Genomic DNA, 16,360 nt, shown 5'->3' on the forward strand with positions numbered 1-16,360 from the left:
TGGTGGGCGATACCGGTCTCGAACCAGTGACCCCCTCCTTGTAAGGGAGGTGCTCTCCCAACTGAGCTAATCGCCCGTGTTGTGGAGTGGCATTATAGAGATTTTTCACCTATCGTCAAACCCTTTTTTTAACATTTCGGCTTGTTTGTTGAATTTTTCGTCCAAAACCTTCATTTTTTACGTTTTTAACCTTCAACCGCTAGGTTAACCGTAGTAGAATAGATAAATCTTTTGTTTAAAAAGGCCGTCCTCGGCAAATTACTTAATAGGCTGACAATAATGAATATCGAAACTCTTTTCCCTTTAGATCCGAATGTAAAAGTGCGCACACGTTTTGCGCCTAGCCCGACTGGCTATTTACACGTTGGTGGTGCGCGTACCGCTTTATATTCTTGGTTATATGCAAAACACTTTAACGGTGAATTCGTATTACGTATCGAAGATACCGACTTAGAACGTTCTACACCGGAAGCTACCGCAGCTATTCTTGAAGGTATGGAATGGTTAAATCTCGCTTGGGAACACGGCCCGTACTATCAAACCAAACGTTTTGATCGTTATAACCAAGTAATCGATCAAATGATCGAGCAAGGTTTAGCGTACCGTTGCTACTGTTCAAAAGAACGTTTAGAAAACTTACGTAACGAACAAGAAGCAAATAAAGAAAAACCTCGTTACGATCGTCACTGCTTAGGTAATCACGAACATTCAGCGGATGAACCGCACGTTGTACGTTTTAAAAACCCGCAAGAAGGTTCGGTAGTGTTTGACGATGCGGTACGTGGTCGTATCAAAATCAGTAACAGCGAGTTAGACGATTTAATTATTCGCCGCACAGACGGTTCGCCAACTTATAACTTCTGCGTGGTGGTAGATGACTGGGATATGGGCATTACTCACATTGTACGTGGCGAAGACCATATCAACAACACACCTCGTCAAATCAATATTTTAAAAGCATTAGGCGCACCGATTCCAACTTATGCACACGTATCCATGATTAACGGTGACGATGGTCAAAAATTATCGAAACGCCACGGTGCGGTAAGCGTAATGCAATATCGTGATGACGGTTATTTACCGGAAGCCTTAGTAAACTATTTAGTACGTTTAGGCTGGGGTCACGGTGACCAAGAAATCTTTAGCCGTGAAGAAATGATCGAATTATTCGACATTCACTCGGTGAGTAAATCAGCAAGTGCGTTCAATACCGATAAATTACAATGGTTAAACCAACACTATATGCGTAGCTTGCCGGCTGACCACGTGGCGAAATATTTAGCATGGCATATGAATGATCAAGCAATTGATACGTCAAACGGTCCTATGTTAGAAGAAATTATTCCGGTATTAAGCGAACGTGCGAAAACATTAAAAGAATTAGCTGCCTCAAGCCGTTATTTCTATCAAGAATTTGACGGTTATGATGAAAAAGCTGCCGCGAAAAACTTCAAAGCGGAAGCAGTTGCACCACTTGCAAAATTATTGGAAAAACTAACCGCTTTAACGAATTGGAGTGTAGAAGCGATTCATGATGCGATGAACGCAACAGCAACTGATTTAGAAATCGGTATGGGTAAAGTGGGGATGCCATTCCGCTTAGCGGTAACTGGTTCTAGTCAATCACCGTCAATGGATATCACCGCAAAATTAGTCGGTCGTGAGCGTACTTTAGCTCGTATCCAAAAAGCGATTGAGTTTATTCAAGCACAAGCATAATTTCCTATTGACAGCTAAAATTGCAGCATTTATTATGTTGCAACTTTTTGGGGATATAGCTCAGTTGGGAGAGCGCTTGAATGGCATTCAAGAGGTCGTCGGTTCGATCCCGATTATCTCCACCAATTCAAAATAAACTGATGTAAATAAACGTCTACGTAAGCCTTATAGCACAACGCTTTAAGGCTTTTTTATTGTCAATTCACATCTTCTTAAATCATTGATTTTTAGTAACACTGTAAGTAACATCGGCACAAATAGTAAAAATCAGTGTTACTAAAATGAGTGTTACACATGGCAATAACTACGAAGCCCCTTACTAATACCGAAGTAGATAAAGCTAAACCGCAAGATAAAGAGTATAACCTCGACGATAGCGACCATTTAATGATCGGAGCATAACTAATCGGCTCTATTTTGTTGTTTATCGTTGTCTTTTATTACATCCACATGTACAATATATTGTACATAAAAATCAAAAAGGGGGTAATAAATGCAAGCAATAACCTACACAGAAGCACGCCAAAATCTAGCCGGTACAATGTCAAAAGTAACAGAAGATTTTGAGCCTATTTTAATTACGAGAAGCAAGGGCGGAAATTGCGTGCTTATGTCGTATGAGCAGTATAGTTCACTTGAAGAAACAGCCTACTTAATGCGTTCGCCTACCAATGCAAAACGGCTATTGGATAGTGTAGCGGAATTAAGACAGGGGCAAGGCATTGAAAGAGATTTAATCAAATGAAGCTAACTTTCTCGTCTAATGCATGGGAAGATTGTTTATACTGGCAAAAAACAGATAAAGTAATTTTGAAACGTATAAATAGCCTGATTAAAAACATTCAACGCCAACCATTCGAAGGTATAGGAAAACCGGAGCCGTTAAAATTCAATCTTTCGGGCTTTTGGTCAAGACGAATCAATGAAGAACACCGCTTAATTTACAGTGTGGAAGATGAAGCACTTTTAATAGTAGCTTGTAGATACCATTATGATCAGTAATTTAAAACGCCTTATCCAGAAATGGATAGGGCTTTTTTATTGCTGACGAGTTATGGTTATGATGACCATAGTTCGCAAGCGGTTAAGTTTCAACGATTTTTGCAAAAAGTCCGTAAAAATTGACCGCTTGTACTTTAAATTTTTAAGACATTTAGTCTTCGAGCTTTTCGCCCGCTTCCGGTAATAACACTGGTATGCCGTTTTGGATTGGGTACGCTAATTTTGCCTCATGGCTAATCAAACGATTATTGGCTTTATCCCACTCCAGTTTGGTATTCGTTACCGGACAAGCAAGATGATTGATAAATTTTTCGTTCATATTATTTTCCTAATCGTTTTAAAATCGGTTCAAGTAAACAAGCGGTCGATTTCGGCGAAAATTTTGCAAAAACAGGCACATACCACCAATTTGACTGGGCAAAGGTTCGGCATTTTACCGCATCTTTTTCTGTCATCAGTAACGGAATTTGTTCAGATGCAAGCGCTTTAAGCTGATTCGCTTCAAATGCTTGGTGATCGGCAAAACCTTGTGTTTTAAATAATTTAATACCTAAATCTTCAAGCATATTAAAAAAACGCGGCGGATGTCCGATCCCTGCGATCGCCACACACTCTTGCCTGATAAAATCGCTTATCGGCTTTTGTTCACCTGTTTTTAAGTTAACAGCAAATTCAGATTCGAGCGTCATTAAATGTTCATTCGGTTGAGCTACTCCGCCATTACAGATAATTGCTTGTACCGCTTGTAAACGGCTTGGCAGCTCACGCAAGCCACCGGCGGGCAGAACAAAACCGTTACCAAAACGGCGCACGCCATCAACCACCACCCATTCGATATCTCGCTGTAAGGCATAATGTTGCAAACCGTCATCAGTGACAATTAAATCCAGCTCAAATTGGCTTAATAGCAATTCTATACTTTGCTGACGATTCGGTGAAATTGCTAGTGGCACACCGGTTCGTTGTACAATCAATACCGGTTCATCGCCCACCATTTCCGCTGAACTCTGTTTGGTGACTAACTGAGGAAAGTCTTTGCTTTTGCCTCCATAGCCACGTGAAATCACACCGACTTTAACACCATGTTGTTGTAGCTGTTCCACTAACCATACAACCACTGGTGTTTTTCCATTACCGCCCACCGAAATATTACCGACAACTAACACCGGCACCGAAGAGCGGTAAGATTTTAAGATTTTTTTGCGAAACAAAAACAAGCGGATTTGGCTAATCAGCCAAAACAGCAATGAAAACGGCGCAAGCAGCCAAGTGATAAGTGATGTGGATTGCCAAATATTCATATTATTTCTTTAACGATACGTTGCTTGTATCATGATACATTCATACCCATAAAACAAATGGACAATGAAAAACATTGTCCATTTTAGCTATGCTTACTCTACCTTCGGCTTATCGCCGTTTTCAACACAACCTTTACCAATCGTCACTTTTTTCACATCTTTCTCTGCTTTAAGTGTCGGAAGGTTATACATCGTATCTAACAGTAGATTCTCAACAATCGAACGTAAACCACGCGCACCGGTTTTGCGCGAAATAGACTTCTGCGCAATCGCAATTAACGCGTCTTTGGTAAATTTCAACTCAACACCTTCCATTTGGAATAATGCTTGATATTGCTTAATAATCGCATTTTTGGGTTCGGTTAAAATTTGAATTAACGCCTCTTCATCAAGTTCTTGTAACGGAGTCACAACCGGTAATCGACCGATTAATTCCGGAATTAAGCCGAATTTGACTAAATCTTCTGGCTCAACTTGTTTGAATAACTCGGTGAGATCTTCACGTTCTTTATCTTTTTTCAGTTCTGCACCAAAACCGATTCCGCCTTGTTTGTTGGTGCGTGCTTCAACAAGCTTATCTAAACCGGCAAATGCACCACCACAAATAAATAAGATTTTAGAGGTATCAACCGGAATCGTTTCGCCTTTCGGGTGTTTACGGCTGCCTTGCGGGTTGATATTCGCGACCGTTCCTTCAATTAATTTTAATAACGCCTGTTGTACACCTTCGCCGGATACATCACGGGTAATTGACGGACTTTCCGATTTACGGGTAATTTTGTCAATCTCATCAATAAAGACGATACCACGCTCCGCTTGTTCCGCATCAAAATCACATTTCATTAGTAATTTTTGAATCACGTTTTCTACGTCTTCGCCGACATAACCAGCTTGAGTAAGTGTCGTTGCATCCGCCACGGCAAACGGTACATTTAGACGGCGAGCTAAGGTTTCCGCTAACAAGGTTTTACCGCTACCGGTCGGACCGATTAATAAAATATTACTTTTCCCTAACTCTACACCGTTAGTTTCTTTATGACCTGAAAGCGCATTGCGTAAACGTTTATAGTGGTTATAAACCGCTACGGACAACACTTTTTTCGCATGTTCTTGACCGATAACATACTCATCTAAATGCGCATGAATTTCGTGTGGAGTCGGTACATTTTCAAAGAATTTCTCTTCATCTTGTTTTTCATTGATTAACGGCTCTTCTTCGCCGTTTAACAATGCGTAAGACTCCTCAATACAGTGATTACAGATATAACCTTCCGTACCTTCAACCAATTGATCAACTTCGGTACGTCTTTTGCCACAAAAACTACAATGTGGTTCTTTCTCGAAATTTGTCATTATTTTGTATCTCTGTGTGTTAAAACTTTATCAATTAAACCGTATTCAGCCGCTTCAAATGCAGACATAAAATTATCACGTTCGGTATCTGCCGCTACTTTCTCAAACGGTTGACCGCTATGTTCCGCCATTCTTCTTGTCAGCATTTCTTTTAATTTTAAAATTTCTTGCGCTTGAATTTGAATATCAGTCGCCTGCCCTCTTGCACCGCCTAAAGGTTGGTGAATCATCACACGTGCGTGAGGTAAAGCAAAACGCTTGCCTTTTGCACCGCCGGATAATAAGAAAGCACCCATTGAGCAAGCCTGTCCGGTACAAAGTGTTGCAACATCCGGTTTAATAAAATTCATTGTGTCGTAAATTGCCAAGCCTGCAGTTACCACGCCACCCGGTGAGTTAATATATAAATAAACATCTTTTTCAGGATCTTCCGATTCTAAGAAAAGAAGCTGTGCCACGATCAAGTTTGCCATATGGTCTTCAACTTCACCGTTTAAAAAAATGATACGTTCCTTAAGTAAACGTGAATAAATATCGTATGATCTTTCGCCTTTTGAGGTTTGTTCAACCACCATTGGGATTACTGCCATTTTGGGTTCCTTATCCGAAATCTGAGAAATACTGTTAATTCTATCAAACTTTAAGAAAATCATTAACAACAAGCGGTCAGATTGTTACAATATTTTGCAAAACTTAGCCTTAATCAATAAAAATATGACTTTAGCCGATATTTATCAAAAATTCGAACTTTGCAAATCTTGGGAAGAAAGATACCGCTTGCTGATCCAATTAAGCCGTCAGTTAGCTAAACCAACTGAAGAAGAATTAGCACAATTACCTGAAATTCACGGCTGTGAAAGCCGTTTATGGTTTGAATTTCAAGCAACACCACGTAAAGTTAGCGCCTATAGTGATGCTCGTTTAATGCAAGGGATTTTATTTATTGTCGTAACACTGTTAAACGAAGCCGATTCAGCACAATTCGCTCGTATTGATTTGGCTCAGCTGTTTGAACAATTAAAAATCTCACAAAATCTGACGAGTACACGTTTAAACGGATTACAGCAAATTAACAAACTGATTCTTACGACTTAACTTTAACGGGTTGAGCCTTGCTTGGCTTGCATCACCACTTCTCGCCCTGTTTTTTGCTTGATGAAAGCAAGGCGAATTTCATGCCCCGGATCTTTCGGATCCAACGCACAACAAACTGTGCCTTCCGCCAAAGAAAAATGTCGTAGTGTTTTTAGCTGATCAAACAACACTCGATCTTCTCCGTCTCCTTGCGCTAAAGATTGCGACCAACAATGGAGATAGGGCAGCGTTTTAAGCTTATTAAGTGTTAAGCCCGATGGACGCACAAAGCCGCCGAAACTATCCTTAAAAATACCCTGATTAACACCAACACTTTCCAATTCGTCTAAACACAGTATTTCACTGGTATTACCATCAGCGTAGTAACACAAAGCGTGTCCCCAATTCACATCCGGATATTGGCAGAATACTGAATACATTTTGTCGATATGTTGCGGTAAAAACCAATCGTCATCATCCAGATAAGTAACTAATTCACTATCAGCAAGTAAGGTCAATGCTGAACGCAATGAACCACCGTAATAGCAATCATGTACACCGCCGTGACGTTTAGAGGTTGAATAACCGAGATCTAGCCAAACGATATCCACATTAGTCGGGCGTTCTTGATTTAGGATTTGTCGATAATGCGGAAGCTGACCGGATAAATCGAGATCGACACCAATCAAAATTTGAATATTTCCGCTAAATTGCTGCGAAAAAGCAGAACGAACGGCACGTAGTAAAGATTCGCGCCCAACCGTTACTATCACAACGGCAAGTTGGTAGCGACCATTAAAGGGTTTAGACATAGAAAAGCCTCAAAAGCTAAATAGCAAAAAAGCCTCTGATTTCTCAGAGGCTTTTTTTTGAAAAAGTGGCGGAACGGACGGGACTCGAACCCGCGACCCCCTGCGTGACAGGCAGGTATTCTAACCAGCTGAACTACCGCTCCACACAGCATTATCAAATTAAATTCAATAATTAAAAATTAATTGGCGGAATGGACGGGACTCGAACCCGCGACCCCCTGCGTGACAGGCAGGTATTCTAACCAGCTGAACTACCACTCCGCAACCGGTAAGCCGCATAATACGGATTTATGCCACAAGCGTCAAATAATTTTTCACGAAATGAATTTATTTGCTTATTTTAAAATCAAATAAATCAAGCAATTAATGAATTTGTTCCGATTCTGTTTCATTCGGGCGCATCCAAATACAATTCCCTTTGGATTTCTTATCAATCAGTTTGAGATATTCTTCATGCGCTGCCTGCTCTTCTTCACTCAGTTGTAACACAATTAAACTGCTTGTTTCAAACTTCGTTATCGTACCTAAACCGAGATCTGCAATATTTTCATGATTCGCACTGGCATCATCTTCACCTAATAACGCCAGCTGCCCACCAGTCATCATTAGGAAAACATCCGCTAGAATCTCCGCATCCAGTAACGCCCCGTGAAGTACTCGTTTACTGTTATCAATGCCTAAACGATCGCACAATGCATCTAAGTTATTACGCTTGCCCGGATACATTTTTCGAGCTACCGCAAGACTATCGGTCACACTGCACATTTCAGCCGTCTTCGGCGGTGGGTTTTCCAAGTAAGAAAACTCTTGATCCATAAACGCCACGTCGAAGGGGGCATTATGAATGATTAGTTCTGCACCTTTTATAAATTCAATAAATTCGTCCGCAACTTCGGCAAACACAGGCTTATCTTGCAAAAACTCATTGGTAATGCCATGAACTTTAATCGCCTCTTCTTCCACTTCGCGTGGAGGTTTAATATAGACGTGAAAAGTACGTCCGGTTAAGCGACGGTTAATCACTTCAACCGCACCGATTTCAATAATATTATGCCCAATTTGTGGTGGCCCGCTAAAACTCATACCGGTGGTTTCGGTATCCAGCACCACCTGTCTTACTATCGGTTGTTCACTCATTTTATTGCCTAATCAAAAGATGCAAGCGGTCGAATTTCAAGGAAAATTTGCAAATTTTCACCAAAATCCGACCGCTTATTTAAGTATTACTTCGCAATACGTTTATATTTGATACGGTGAGGTTGCGTTGCCGCATCACCTAAGGTTTTCTTTTTCCACTCTTCGTAATCAGAGAAGTTACCTTCGTAGAAGGTCACTTTACCTTCATCGCCGTAATCTAAAATGTGGGTTGCGACACGGTCTAAGAACCAACGGTCGTGCGAGATAACCATTGCACAGCCCGGGAATTCTAAGATCGCATTTTCTAACGCACGTAAGGTTTCAACGTCCAAGTCATTGGTCGGTTCGTCTAATAATAATACGTTACCGCCACGTTGGAGAAGTTTCGCTAAGTGCAAACGACCACGTTCACCGCCTGATAATTCGCCGACACGTTTTTGTTGATCCACACCTTTGAAGTTGAAACGTCCAACGTAAGCACGGCTTGGGATCTCAAAGTTGCCGATGGTTAAAATATCTTGTCCGTTTGATACTTCTTCCCACACGGTTTTCTTATCGTCCATTGCATCACGGAACTGCTCCACAGACGCTAATACTACGGTTTCTCCCATCACGATTGAACCGCTGTCTGGTTGCTCTTGCCCTGAAAGCATACGGAATAAGGTGGACTTACCCGCACCGTTAGCACCGATAATGCCAACAATCGCCCCTTTCGGAATGCTGAATGAGAGATCATCAATCAAAGTACGTTCGCCGTAAGATTTGGTTAAATTTTGCACCTCAATCACTTTATCACCTAAACGTGGACCAGGTGGAATAAAGAGTTCGTTGGTTTCGTTACGTTTTTGATATTCGCCTGAATTAAGCTCATCAAAACGTGCCATACGTGCTTTACTTTTCGCTTGGCGACCTTTCGGATTTTGACGTACCCATTCCAACTCTTTCGCAATCGATTTTTGTCGAGCGGATTCAGCCGCTGCTTCTTGTTCTAAACGTTTCTCTTTCTGCTCTAACCAAGAAGAATAGTTACCTTCCCAAGGAATACCTTCACCACGGTCAAGCTCTAAGATCCAACCCGCTACGTTATCTAAGAAATAACGGTCGTGGGTAATCGCTACTACTGTACCTTCATAGTCATGTAAGAAACGCTCTAACCACGCTACCGATTCCGCATCCAAGTGGTTGGTCGGTTCATCTAACAATAACATATCCGGTTTTTCGAGTAATAAACGGCAAAGCGCAACACGACGACGTTCACCACCGGATAAATGTTCGATTTTCGCATCCCATTCCGGTAAACGTAACGCATCCGCTGCACGTTCTAATTGGTTATCAAGATTATGACCGTCATGTGCTTGAATAATCGCTTCTAAGTTAGCTTGCTCTGCAGCTAACTTATCGAAATCTGCATCCGGATCGGCATATAACGCATAAACTTCGTCTAAACGAGTTAGCGCATTTTTTACTTCCGAAACCGCTTCTTCAATTGCTTCACGCACGGTTTGTTGCGGATCTAATTTTGGTTCCTGCGGTAAATAACCGATTTTAATACCCGGTTGCGGACGAGCTTCACCTTCGAACTCTTTATCTACGCCCGCCATGATACGTAATAAGGTTGATTTACCCGCACCGTTTAAACCAAGTACCCCGATTTTTGCGCCTGGGAAAAAGCTTAAAGAAATATCTTTAAGAATATGACGCTTCGGTGGCACGACTTTGCCGACGCGATGCATCGTATATACAAATTGAGTTGACATTATGTATTCCTCATAAAAAAATTTTATCTATTTTACTTGAAAACAGGGGCGAAATATAGGGATTCCTACATTTGCAAATTTTTCATAAAATTCGACCGCTTGTTGTAAGATATTTAGACAAATATACACTAAAAGCTATAATCAAGACTAGGAGCTACCACTATGCTAAAAAGAACTTTCCCGCCTATTGCGGCACTTTTATTAAGCTTTCCTATTACAGTATCAGCAAATGAAAGCAATCAACAAGTTGCAAACAGCCAATCAATCACTGAAAAAAAAGCGCAAGGTATTTGGATTGACATACGTACCACAGAAGAATTTGCCGCGGGACATATTGAAGACGCAATCAATATTCCAGTTGAACAGGTTAGTGCAAAAATCCATCAACTGACAGAAGATAAAGATGTACCGATTCACTTATATTACCGTTCAGGGAGTCGTGCTGACGTAGCATTAACTGAATTACAGAAGCTGGGCTATCGCCAAGTGACAAACCACGGTGGCTACCAAGATTTATTGCGTAAAGGCATAAAATAATCGTAAAAAAATTCACATAAAAGACCGCTTGTATTGCAGTCTTTTGTCTTTTTACAAGCAAAGAGTGCTACTTGATAGGAAATATTTTGTAAGAAGTTCCCTTTTATAGCGTCCAATTTTCGCAACTTATTTTATGCACAACCTATTATTCTTATAATTTATAAAAGGAGACTTTAATGAAAAAACTTACTTCACTTTCAGCTATTATGATGGGCTTCGCGCTTATGGTTAACGCACATGCAAATGACATGAAAGATTCTCATCATATGATGAAAGATGACAAAATGATGTCTGATAAACATACGATGAAAGACGATAAAATGATGTCTGATAAACATACGATGAAAGACGATAAAATGATGTCTGATAAACATATGATGAAAGACGACAAAATGATGTCTGATAAACATATGATGAAAGACGACAAAATGATGTCTGATAAACATATGATGAAAGATGACAAAATGATGTCTGATAAGCATATGATGAAAGACGATAAAATGATGTCAAAAAAACATAAAAAGAAAATGATGAAAAAAGCTAGTCAATAAACGACATTAACAAAAAAGGGCTGTTTAAAGTATTCATACTCTAAAACAGCCCTTTTGATATTTATATTAAATTATTCGCCTGTAAACGGCTCAGAAAAACGTTCGATTTTCGCACCGATTCCACGTAATTTCTCTTCAATATGCTCATAACCACGATCGATATGATAAATACGATCAACAATAGTTTCACCTGAAGCAATACAACCGGCTAATACTAAACTAATTGACGCACGTAAGTCTGTCGCCATCACTTCTGCTGATTTTAATTTTTCTACACCGTGACAAATCGCAGTATTACCTTCGATTTCACCTTTGGCTCCCATACGGTTAAGTTCCGGAATATGCATAAAACGGTTTTCAAAAATCGTTTCAGTAATACGGCTTGTGCCTTCCGCCACAACATTCAACAAAGTAAATTGCGCTTGCATATCGGTTGGGAACCCCGGATGCGGCATAGTACGAATATTTACTGCTTTCGGGCGCTGACCTTTCGAATCTAAAGTAATCGTATCTTCGGTTACAGTAACTTCCATACCAGCTTCACGTAATTTTTCAATTACAGCGTCTAATGTATCCGCCTTAGTTCCTCGACAAGTAATTTTACCGCCGGATACTGCAGCAGCAACTAAGAATGTACCCGTTTCAATACGGTCAGCCACAACACGGTGCTGACAACCTGTTAAACGTTCCACGCCTTCAACCGTGATAGTATCTGTACCTGCACCTGAAATTTTTGCCCCCATTGCATTTAAGAATAATGCTGTGTCCACAATTTCAGGTTCACGCGCAGCATTTTCAATCACTGTTGTGCCTTCCGCTAAAGTACCCGCCATCATCACAGATAGTGTCGCCCCCACACTCACTTTATCCATATAAATGCGAGCTCCTTGTAAACGGCCATTTGAAGTTGCTTTTACATAGCCTTCATCCAACTCAATTGCCGCCCCCATTTTTTCTAAGCCGGAAATATGCATATCAACAGGGCGAGCACCAATCGTACAACCGCCCGGTAATGAAACTTGGCCTTCGTGGAAACGCGCTACAAGCGGTGCTAATGCCCAAATCGAAGCTCGCATAGTTTTTACTAATTCGTAAGGCGCAACATAGTGATCAATCTGACTTGCATCAATTTGTACCACTCCGGTCTCACCACGCTCAACTACTACGCCTAATTTACGTAAGATTTTAAAAGTCGTGTCCACATCCTTAAGATCTGGCACATTCGTTAAAGTAACAGGTTCGGTAGCCAAAATGGCTGCAAACAAAATTGGAAGTGCGGCATTTTTGGCACCTGAAATATCAACTGTCCCACTTAATGTAAAAGGGCCGTGAACACGAAATTTTTCCATTATAAAATCCTTAGAAAATAAATTAGTGATAATAGATAAGGATAATACGTAAAACTCAAGCGGTCATTTTTGCAAAATTTTTTACAAAAGCGACCGCTTAGCTATCATTCTCTATTATTTATCGAACATGCTAGCTTACCATATTAAGTAAGCGATCTTTTTTCCACTGTTCTGTCGAGAAAACTTTAATCGTCAATGCGTGGATAGCATTCGTTGCAAAATATTCACCCAATGGTGCATATACCGCTTGTTGTTGTTTTACTTTTGATAACTGTGCTAATTCGTCGCTAACAACGATTACACCATAATGCGAATTTTCACCTTGCGCATGAATCTCCGCAGCTGTCGGTAACGCATTTCTTAAAATTTCTTCGAGTTGTTTTGGTTCCATGTGCTTATAAGTTCCTTAAGCTTTTTCACAACATAATTTGCCTTTTTCGCAAACTATAAATCGGTTAAGCCATTCTGATAAATCAAATAATTCGGCTAGTGCTTTCAATGTCTCAGGAATATTAATTAACCAGTTCGACGTTTGTTTTTGATAACGATTGAGCAATTCAGCAAGCAATGTAAAACCGGCGGAATCAACACGCTTAAGATCTTTTAAATCCCAATAAATATGTTGGTTACCTTTCAGCGATAAAAAAGAAGCACGTTGCTTCCAAAGCGGAAGCAACGTGTCTCGAGTTAATTCGCCTGACAATTTTAAAAATAGGCTTTCAGTATTCTGCTGAACGCCCCATCGTAATGTTTTTTGTGGCTTCATAAAACTAAAATTATTTACTTAATGTAATCGGTTGTTTAGCGGATTGCGCAACTTGTGCCGTTAAAGCATCAATCCCTTTTTGACGTAAGACGCCGCTCCACTCATTTTGTTTGGTCGCAATCATACTCACACCTTCCGCTGCCATATCATATGCTTGCCATTCACCAGTCTTACTGTTTTTACGCCATTTGAAATCTAATTTGATTGGCGCGGAGTTGCCTGATGATAACACATTTACACGAATGCTTACGATAGATTTGTCACCTACCGGCTTCTCGCTCTCAATTTGTACTTGTTGGTCTTGGTACTGCGTTAACACTTGCGCATATGATTGTTCAATAAACTGACCAAAAGCAGTAAAGAATTGCTCACGTTGTGCTTCTGATGCAGAAGAAAGTGATTTACCTAATACTAATTGACCTGCATATTTCACATGTACACGAGGCATTAAATCATTACGTACAATTGTACGTAAATATTCTGGATTCGCCTTAATTTTACTTTGATTCGCTTTAATATCGTTAAAGAGTTTATCTGCTGTTTGTTGCATTAAAACGTATGGACTTGTTTCAGCAAATGCTTGTGCTGAGAATAACGTTGCGACTGCTACAAAACCGGTTACGATTACTTTTTTGATGTTTTTTAACATTTAAAATCTCCAAATGTAAGGTGTCTTCCCACCCGAAATAAAATATCACTCAGTGAAAATCACTGTGCAATTATTGCGCTTTAGGCTCTGCTTCGCCTTCCGCTTTTTCTCCGCCAGTTTTATCCGATTTTTTATCTCCGTATAAGAACTGACCGATTAAATCTTCCAACACCATTGCTGAATTCGTATCAACAAAGCTGCTACCCTCTTTCATATATTCCGTTTCGCCTTCCAACATAAAACCAATATTTAAAGCGATATATTGCTCGCCTAACAGACCTGAAGTTTTAATTGAAAGTGAACTGGTATCAGGAATCTTATTAAAATCCTCATTTACCGCTAAAGTTACTTTAGGTGTATAGGTTTGTGCATCTAAATTAATTTCCGCCACACGTCCTACAACAACCCCTCCAACCTTAATCGGCGCACGGACTTTTAGTCCCCCGATGTTATCAAAAGTTGCGTAAAGAGTGTAAGTCTTATCTGAGGTAAAGCCCTGTACGTTCGCAACACGCAAGCCTAAAAACACTAAAGCAGCTAAGCCAAGTAATACAAATAAGCCCACCCAAAATTCATATTTAATTGATTGACGCATTGTCTTTTCCTTTGTGAATTAACCACCGAACATAATAGCGGTCAAAATAAAATCAAGCCCAAGTACTACTAACGAAGCATGTACTACTGTTCTTGTTGTTGCTTGGCTAATGCCTTCTGAAGTCGCAACGGCATCATAACCGTTAAATAACGCAATCCATACTACGGCAAAAGCAAAAACAATGCTTTTAATCGAGCCGTTTATCAGATCGCTCCAATCGACCGAGTTTTGCATTACCGACCAAAAGCTACCACCATCAACACCTTTCCAATCGACTCCGACTAACGAACCGCCCCAAATCCCGATAGCGGTAAAAATTGCCGCTAAAATCGGCATTGAAATCACACCCGCCCAAAAACGCGGCGCAATAATACGTCTTAACGGGTCAACCGCCATCATTTCAAGGCTTGATAGCTGTTCCGTTGCTTTCATTAAACCGATTTCTGCCGTTAATGCAGATCCGGCGCGCCCCGCAAAAAGCAGTGCAGTCACAACAGGCCCAAGTTCTCTTAACAGTGATAGTGAAACTAGCGTACCTAAACTGGTTTCGGCGGCAAAATCGACTAATACCACATAACCTTGTAAGCCTAATACCATACCGATAAATAAGCCTGACAGCATAATAATCAGGAGAGATTGAACTCCTAATACATATAATTGCTTAATTAATAACGGTGTATGCTTACGAAATTGTGGTTTGCCGATCAATGCACCAAGCAACATGAAAGTTGCCCGACCAAACGCTCGTACAAAACCAATCACAGAAGAACCGATGCCACTAATAAAATTAATCACTAAACAGCTCCTCCGTATATTCTTTAGCCGGATAATGAAAACGAACCGGACCGTCTGCCTTACCAGCTAAGAACTGAACCACTTGCGGATCTTGACTTGCCATCAATGCTTCCGGCGTACCTTCAGCAATCACATGCTTATCCGCTACAATATAAGCATAATCAGCGATACTCAGTACTTCCGTCACATCATGTGAAACCACAATTGAGGTTAAATTCAGTGCCAGATTAAGTTTTCTGATTAGCTCGACAATCACGCCCATACTAATCGGATCTTGTCCGGTAAACGGTTCATCATACATAATTAACTCGGGATCTAACGCTATTGCTCGCGCTAACGCCGCTCTACGCGCCATTCCGCCCGAAAGTTCCGCCGGCATTAATTGTGCTGCACCACGTAATCCGACCGATTCTAGCTTCATTAGCACCAATTTTCTAATTAATGCTTCCGGTAATCTTGTATGTTCACGAATAGGGAAGGCAACATTATCAAAGGTAGATAAATCAGTAAATAATGCACCTGATTGGAATAACATCCCCATACGCTGACGAATCTCATAAAGCCTTTTATTAGACGCCTTACACACATCTTCGCCATCAAATAATATTTGGCCTTTTTCAGGAATAATTTGCCCGCCGATTAAGCGTAGTAAAGTCGTTTTACCAATTCCTGACGGTCCCATAATCGCGGTAACTTTTCCTTTCTGCACTCGCAGATTTAAGTTGTTATAAATCACCTTTTCACCCCGACTAAAGGTGAGGTTTTTCACTTCAACTAAGTATTTATTATCTCGCATTGGAATTTTCTTTAGTAATTTATATAAAACATAGAATGGTTGACAATACTCTATTAACCGCCACATAAAGTCAAAGGATTTTTAACTTTTGACAGAAAATGTACAATTTAATAACCATTTTTAATAAACTTTTGCATAAACAATTGATTATTTTTTAGCAACACTCT

At 40.4% G+C, this 16,360-nt stretch carries 20 protein-coding genes, 4 tRNA genes and 1 pseudogene; 8 read left to right on the top strand and 17 right to left on the bottom strand.

What is annotated here, in order from left to right:
- Positions 1 to 76 (bottom strand) — tRNA-Val (locus tag C228_RS0103865).
- 203 nt (positions 77 to 279) lie between these two features.
- Between C228_RS0103865 and gltX the strand changes: the two genes are divergently transcribed.
- The 5 genes and pseudogenes from gltX (at position 280) to C228_RS0103885 (ending at position 2,721) form a co-directional block, all read left to right on the top strand.
- Positions 280 to 1,719 (top strand): glutamate--tRNA ligase, encoded by a 1,440-nt coding sequence (gene gltX / locus C228_RS0103870; RefSeq protein WP_018651382.1) that lies wholly within the window; start codon positions 280 to 282, stop codon positions 1,717 to 1,719.
- A 49-nt stretch (positions 1,720 to 1,768) separates the two neighbouring features.
- Positions 1,769 to 1,844: transfer RNA gene (locus C228_RS0103875), tRNA-Ala, on the top strand.
- Positions 1,845 to 2,013: 169 nt separating this feature from the next.
- A pseudogene (locus tag C228_RS15230) lies at positions 2,014 to 2,112 on the top strand (integrase arm-type DNA-binding domain-containing protein); the annotation flags it as partial.
- A gap of 100 nt (positions 2,113 to 2,212) precedes the next feature.
- Positions 2,213 to 2,464, top strand: coding sequence for a YoeB-YefM toxin-antitoxin system antitoxin YefM (gene yefM, locus C228_RS0103880; RefSeq protein ID WP_018651383.1), 252 nt, complete (start codon positions 2,213 to 2,215; stop codon positions 2,462 to 2,464).
- Positions 2,461 to 2,721, top strand: a complete 261-nt coding sequence (locus C228_RS0103885) for a Txe/YoeB family addiction module toxin (RefSeq protein WP_018651384.1) — start codon at positions 2,461 to 2,463, stop codon at positions 2,719 to 2,721. The genes yefM and C228_RS0103885 overlap by 4 nt, the downstream gene beginning before the upstream one ends.
- A 151-nt stretch (positions 2,722 to 2,872) precedes the next feature.
- Here the strand turns inward: C228_RS0103885 and C228_RS0103890 are convergent, their stop codons facing one another.
- From C228_RS0103890 to clpP, 4 genes are all read right to left on the bottom strand, one after another.
- Positions 2,873 to 3,040, bottom strand: coding sequence for a Trm112 family protein (locus tag C228_RS0103890; RefSeq protein WP_018651385.1), 168 nt, complete (start codon positions 3,038 to 3,040; stop codon positions 2,873 to 2,875).
- Position 3,041: 1 nt separating this feature from the next.
- Positions 3,042 to 4,022, bottom strand: coding sequence for a tetraacyldisaccharide 4'-kinase (lpxK, locus tag C228_RS0103895; protein WP_018651386.1), 981 nt, complete (start codon positions 4,020 to 4,022; stop codon positions 3,042 to 3,044).
- 93 nt (positions 4,023 to 4,115) lie between these two features.
- Positions 4,116 to 5,375 (bottom strand): ATP-dependent protease ATP-binding subunit ClpX, encoded by a 1,260-nt coding sequence (gene clpX, locus C228_RS0103900; RefSeq protein ID WP_018651387.1) that lies wholly within the window; start codon positions 5,373 to 5,375, stop codon positions 4,116 to 4,118.
- The gene (clpP, locus tag C228_RS0103905) at positions 5,375 to 5,965 is read right to left on the bottom strand and encodes an ATP-dependent Clp endopeptidase proteolytic subunit ClpP (RefSeq protein ID WP_018651388.1); all 591 of its coding nucleotides are present in this window, start codon (positions 5,963 to 5,965) and stop codon (positions 5,375 to 5,377) included. Before clpP ends, clpX begins: the two co-directional genes overlap by 1 nt.
- Positions 5,966 to 6,089: 124 nt before the next feature.
- Between clpP and C228_RS0103910 the strand changes: the two genes are divergently transcribed.
- On the top strand, positions 6,090 to 6,470 hold the full coding sequence (locus C228_RS0103910) for a SufE family protein (RefSeq protein WP_026313181.1): 381 nt from the start codon (positions 6,090 to 6,092) through the stop codon (positions 6,468 to 6,470).
- Positions 6,471 to 6,472: 2 nt separating this feature from the next.
- Here C228_RS0103910 and C228_RS0103915 read toward each other — a convergent pair whose 3' ends face one another.
- The 5 genes from C228_RS0103915 to ettA form a co-directional block, all read right to left on the bottom strand.
- Entirely contained in the window at positions 6,473 to 7,261 is a 789-nt protein-coding gene (locus C228_RS0103915) for a glycosyltransferase family A protein (protein ID WP_018651390.1), read from the bottom strand.
- Between the two features lie 66 nt (positions 7,262 to 7,327).
- Positions 7,328 to 7,404, bottom strand: a tRNA-Asp gene (locus tag C228_RS0103920).
- A 41-nt stretch (positions 7,405 to 7,445) separates the two neighbouring features.
- Positions 7,446 to 7,522 (bottom strand) — tRNA-Asp (locus tag C228_RS0103925).
- 102 nt (positions 7,523 to 7,624) lie between these two features.
- A complete protein-coding gene (gene dnaQ / locus C228_RS0103930; protein ID WP_018651391.1) occupies positions 7,625 to 8,398 on the bottom strand; it encodes a DNA polymerase III subunit epsilon in 774 nt (257 codons plus the stop codon).
- 86 nt (positions 8,399 to 8,484) lie between these two features.
- A complete protein-coding gene (gene ettA, locus C228_RS0103935) occupies positions 8,485 to 10,155 on the bottom strand; it encodes an energy-dependent translational throttle protein EttA (RefSeq protein ID WP_018651392.1) in 1,671 nt (556 codons plus the stop codon).
- A gap of 162 nt (positions 10,156 to 10,317) precedes the next feature.
- On the opposite strand from ettA, the gene C228_RS0103940 reads away from it, so the two are divergent.
- Both C228_RS0103940 and C228_RS0103945 read left to right on the top strand, forming a co-directional pair.
- Positions 10,318 to 10,692, top strand: a complete 375-nt coding sequence (locus C228_RS0103940; RefSeq protein ID WP_018651393.1) for a rhodanese-like domain-containing protein — start codon at positions 10,318 to 10,320, stop codon at positions 10,690 to 10,692.
- 206 nt (positions 10,693 to 10,898) lie between these two features.
- A complete protein-coding gene (locus C228_RS0103945) occupies positions 10,899 to 11,243 on the top strand; it encodes a hypothetical protein (protein WP_245552746.1) in 345 nt (114 codons plus the stop codon).
- A 71-nt stretch (positions 11,244 to 11,314) separates the two neighbouring features.
- On the opposite strand, the gene murA is transcribed toward C228_RS0103945, so the two are convergent.
- From murA to mlaF, 7 genes are all read right to left on the bottom strand, one after another.
- On the bottom strand, positions 11,315 to 12,592 hold the full coding sequence (gene murA / locus C228_RS0103950) for a UDP-N-acetylglucosamine 1-carboxyvinyltransferase (protein ID WP_018651395.1): 1,278 nt from the start codon (positions 12,590 to 12,592) through the stop codon (positions 11,315 to 11,317).
- A 130-nt stretch (positions 12,593 to 12,722) separates the two neighbouring features.
- On the bottom strand, positions 12,723 to 12,983 hold the full coding sequence (locus C228_RS0103955) for a BolA family protein (RefSeq protein ID WP_014990892.1): 261 nt from the start codon (positions 12,981 to 12,983) through the stop codon (positions 12,723 to 12,725).
- 15 nt (positions 12,984 to 12,998) lie between these two features.
- Positions 12,999 to 13,358: an STAS domain-containing protein gene (locus C228_RS0103960; protein WP_018651396.1), complete on the bottom strand. Its 360-nt coding sequence runs from the start codon at positions 13,356 to 13,358 to the stop codon at positions 12,999 to 13,001.
- A 10-nt stretch (positions 13,359 to 13,368) separates the two neighbouring features.
- Entirely contained in the window at positions 13,369 to 14,007 is a 639-nt protein-coding gene (gene mlaC, locus C228_RS0103965; protein WP_018651397.1) for a phospholipid-binding protein MlaC, read from the bottom strand.
- Positions 14,008 to 14,077: 70 nt separating this feature from the next.
- The gene (mlaD, locus tag C228_RS0103970) at positions 14,078 to 14,602 is read right to left on the bottom strand and encodes an outer membrane lipid asymmetry maintenance protein MlaD (RefSeq protein WP_018651398.1); all 525 of its coding nucleotides are present in this window, start codon (positions 14,600 to 14,602) and stop codon (positions 14,078 to 14,080) included.
- 18 nt (positions 14,603 to 14,620) lie between these two features.
- Complete coding sequence (mlaE, locus tag C228_RS0103975; RefSeq protein WP_018651399.1) at positions 14,621 to 15,397, bottom strand: lipid asymmetry maintenance ABC transporter permease subunit MlaE; 777 nt, start codon at positions 15,395 to 15,397, stop codon at positions 14,621 to 14,623.
- Positions 15,390 to 16,193: a phospholipid ABC transporter ATP-binding protein MlaF gene (mlaF, locus tag C228_RS0103980; RefSeq protein ID WP_018651400.1), complete on the bottom strand. Its 804-nt coding sequence runs from the start codon at positions 16,191 to 16,193 to the stop codon at positions 15,390 to 15,392. The genes mlaE and mlaF overlap by 8 nt, the downstream gene beginning before the upstream one ends.
- Positions 16,194 to 16,360 lie beyond the last annotated feature (167 nt).

It is taken from the genome of Actinobacillus capsulatus DSM 19761, from assembly GCF_000374285.1.
GTDB lineage: Bacteria > Pseudomonadota > Gammaproteobacteria > Enterobacterales > Pasteurellaceae > Actinobacillus > Actinobacillus capsulatus.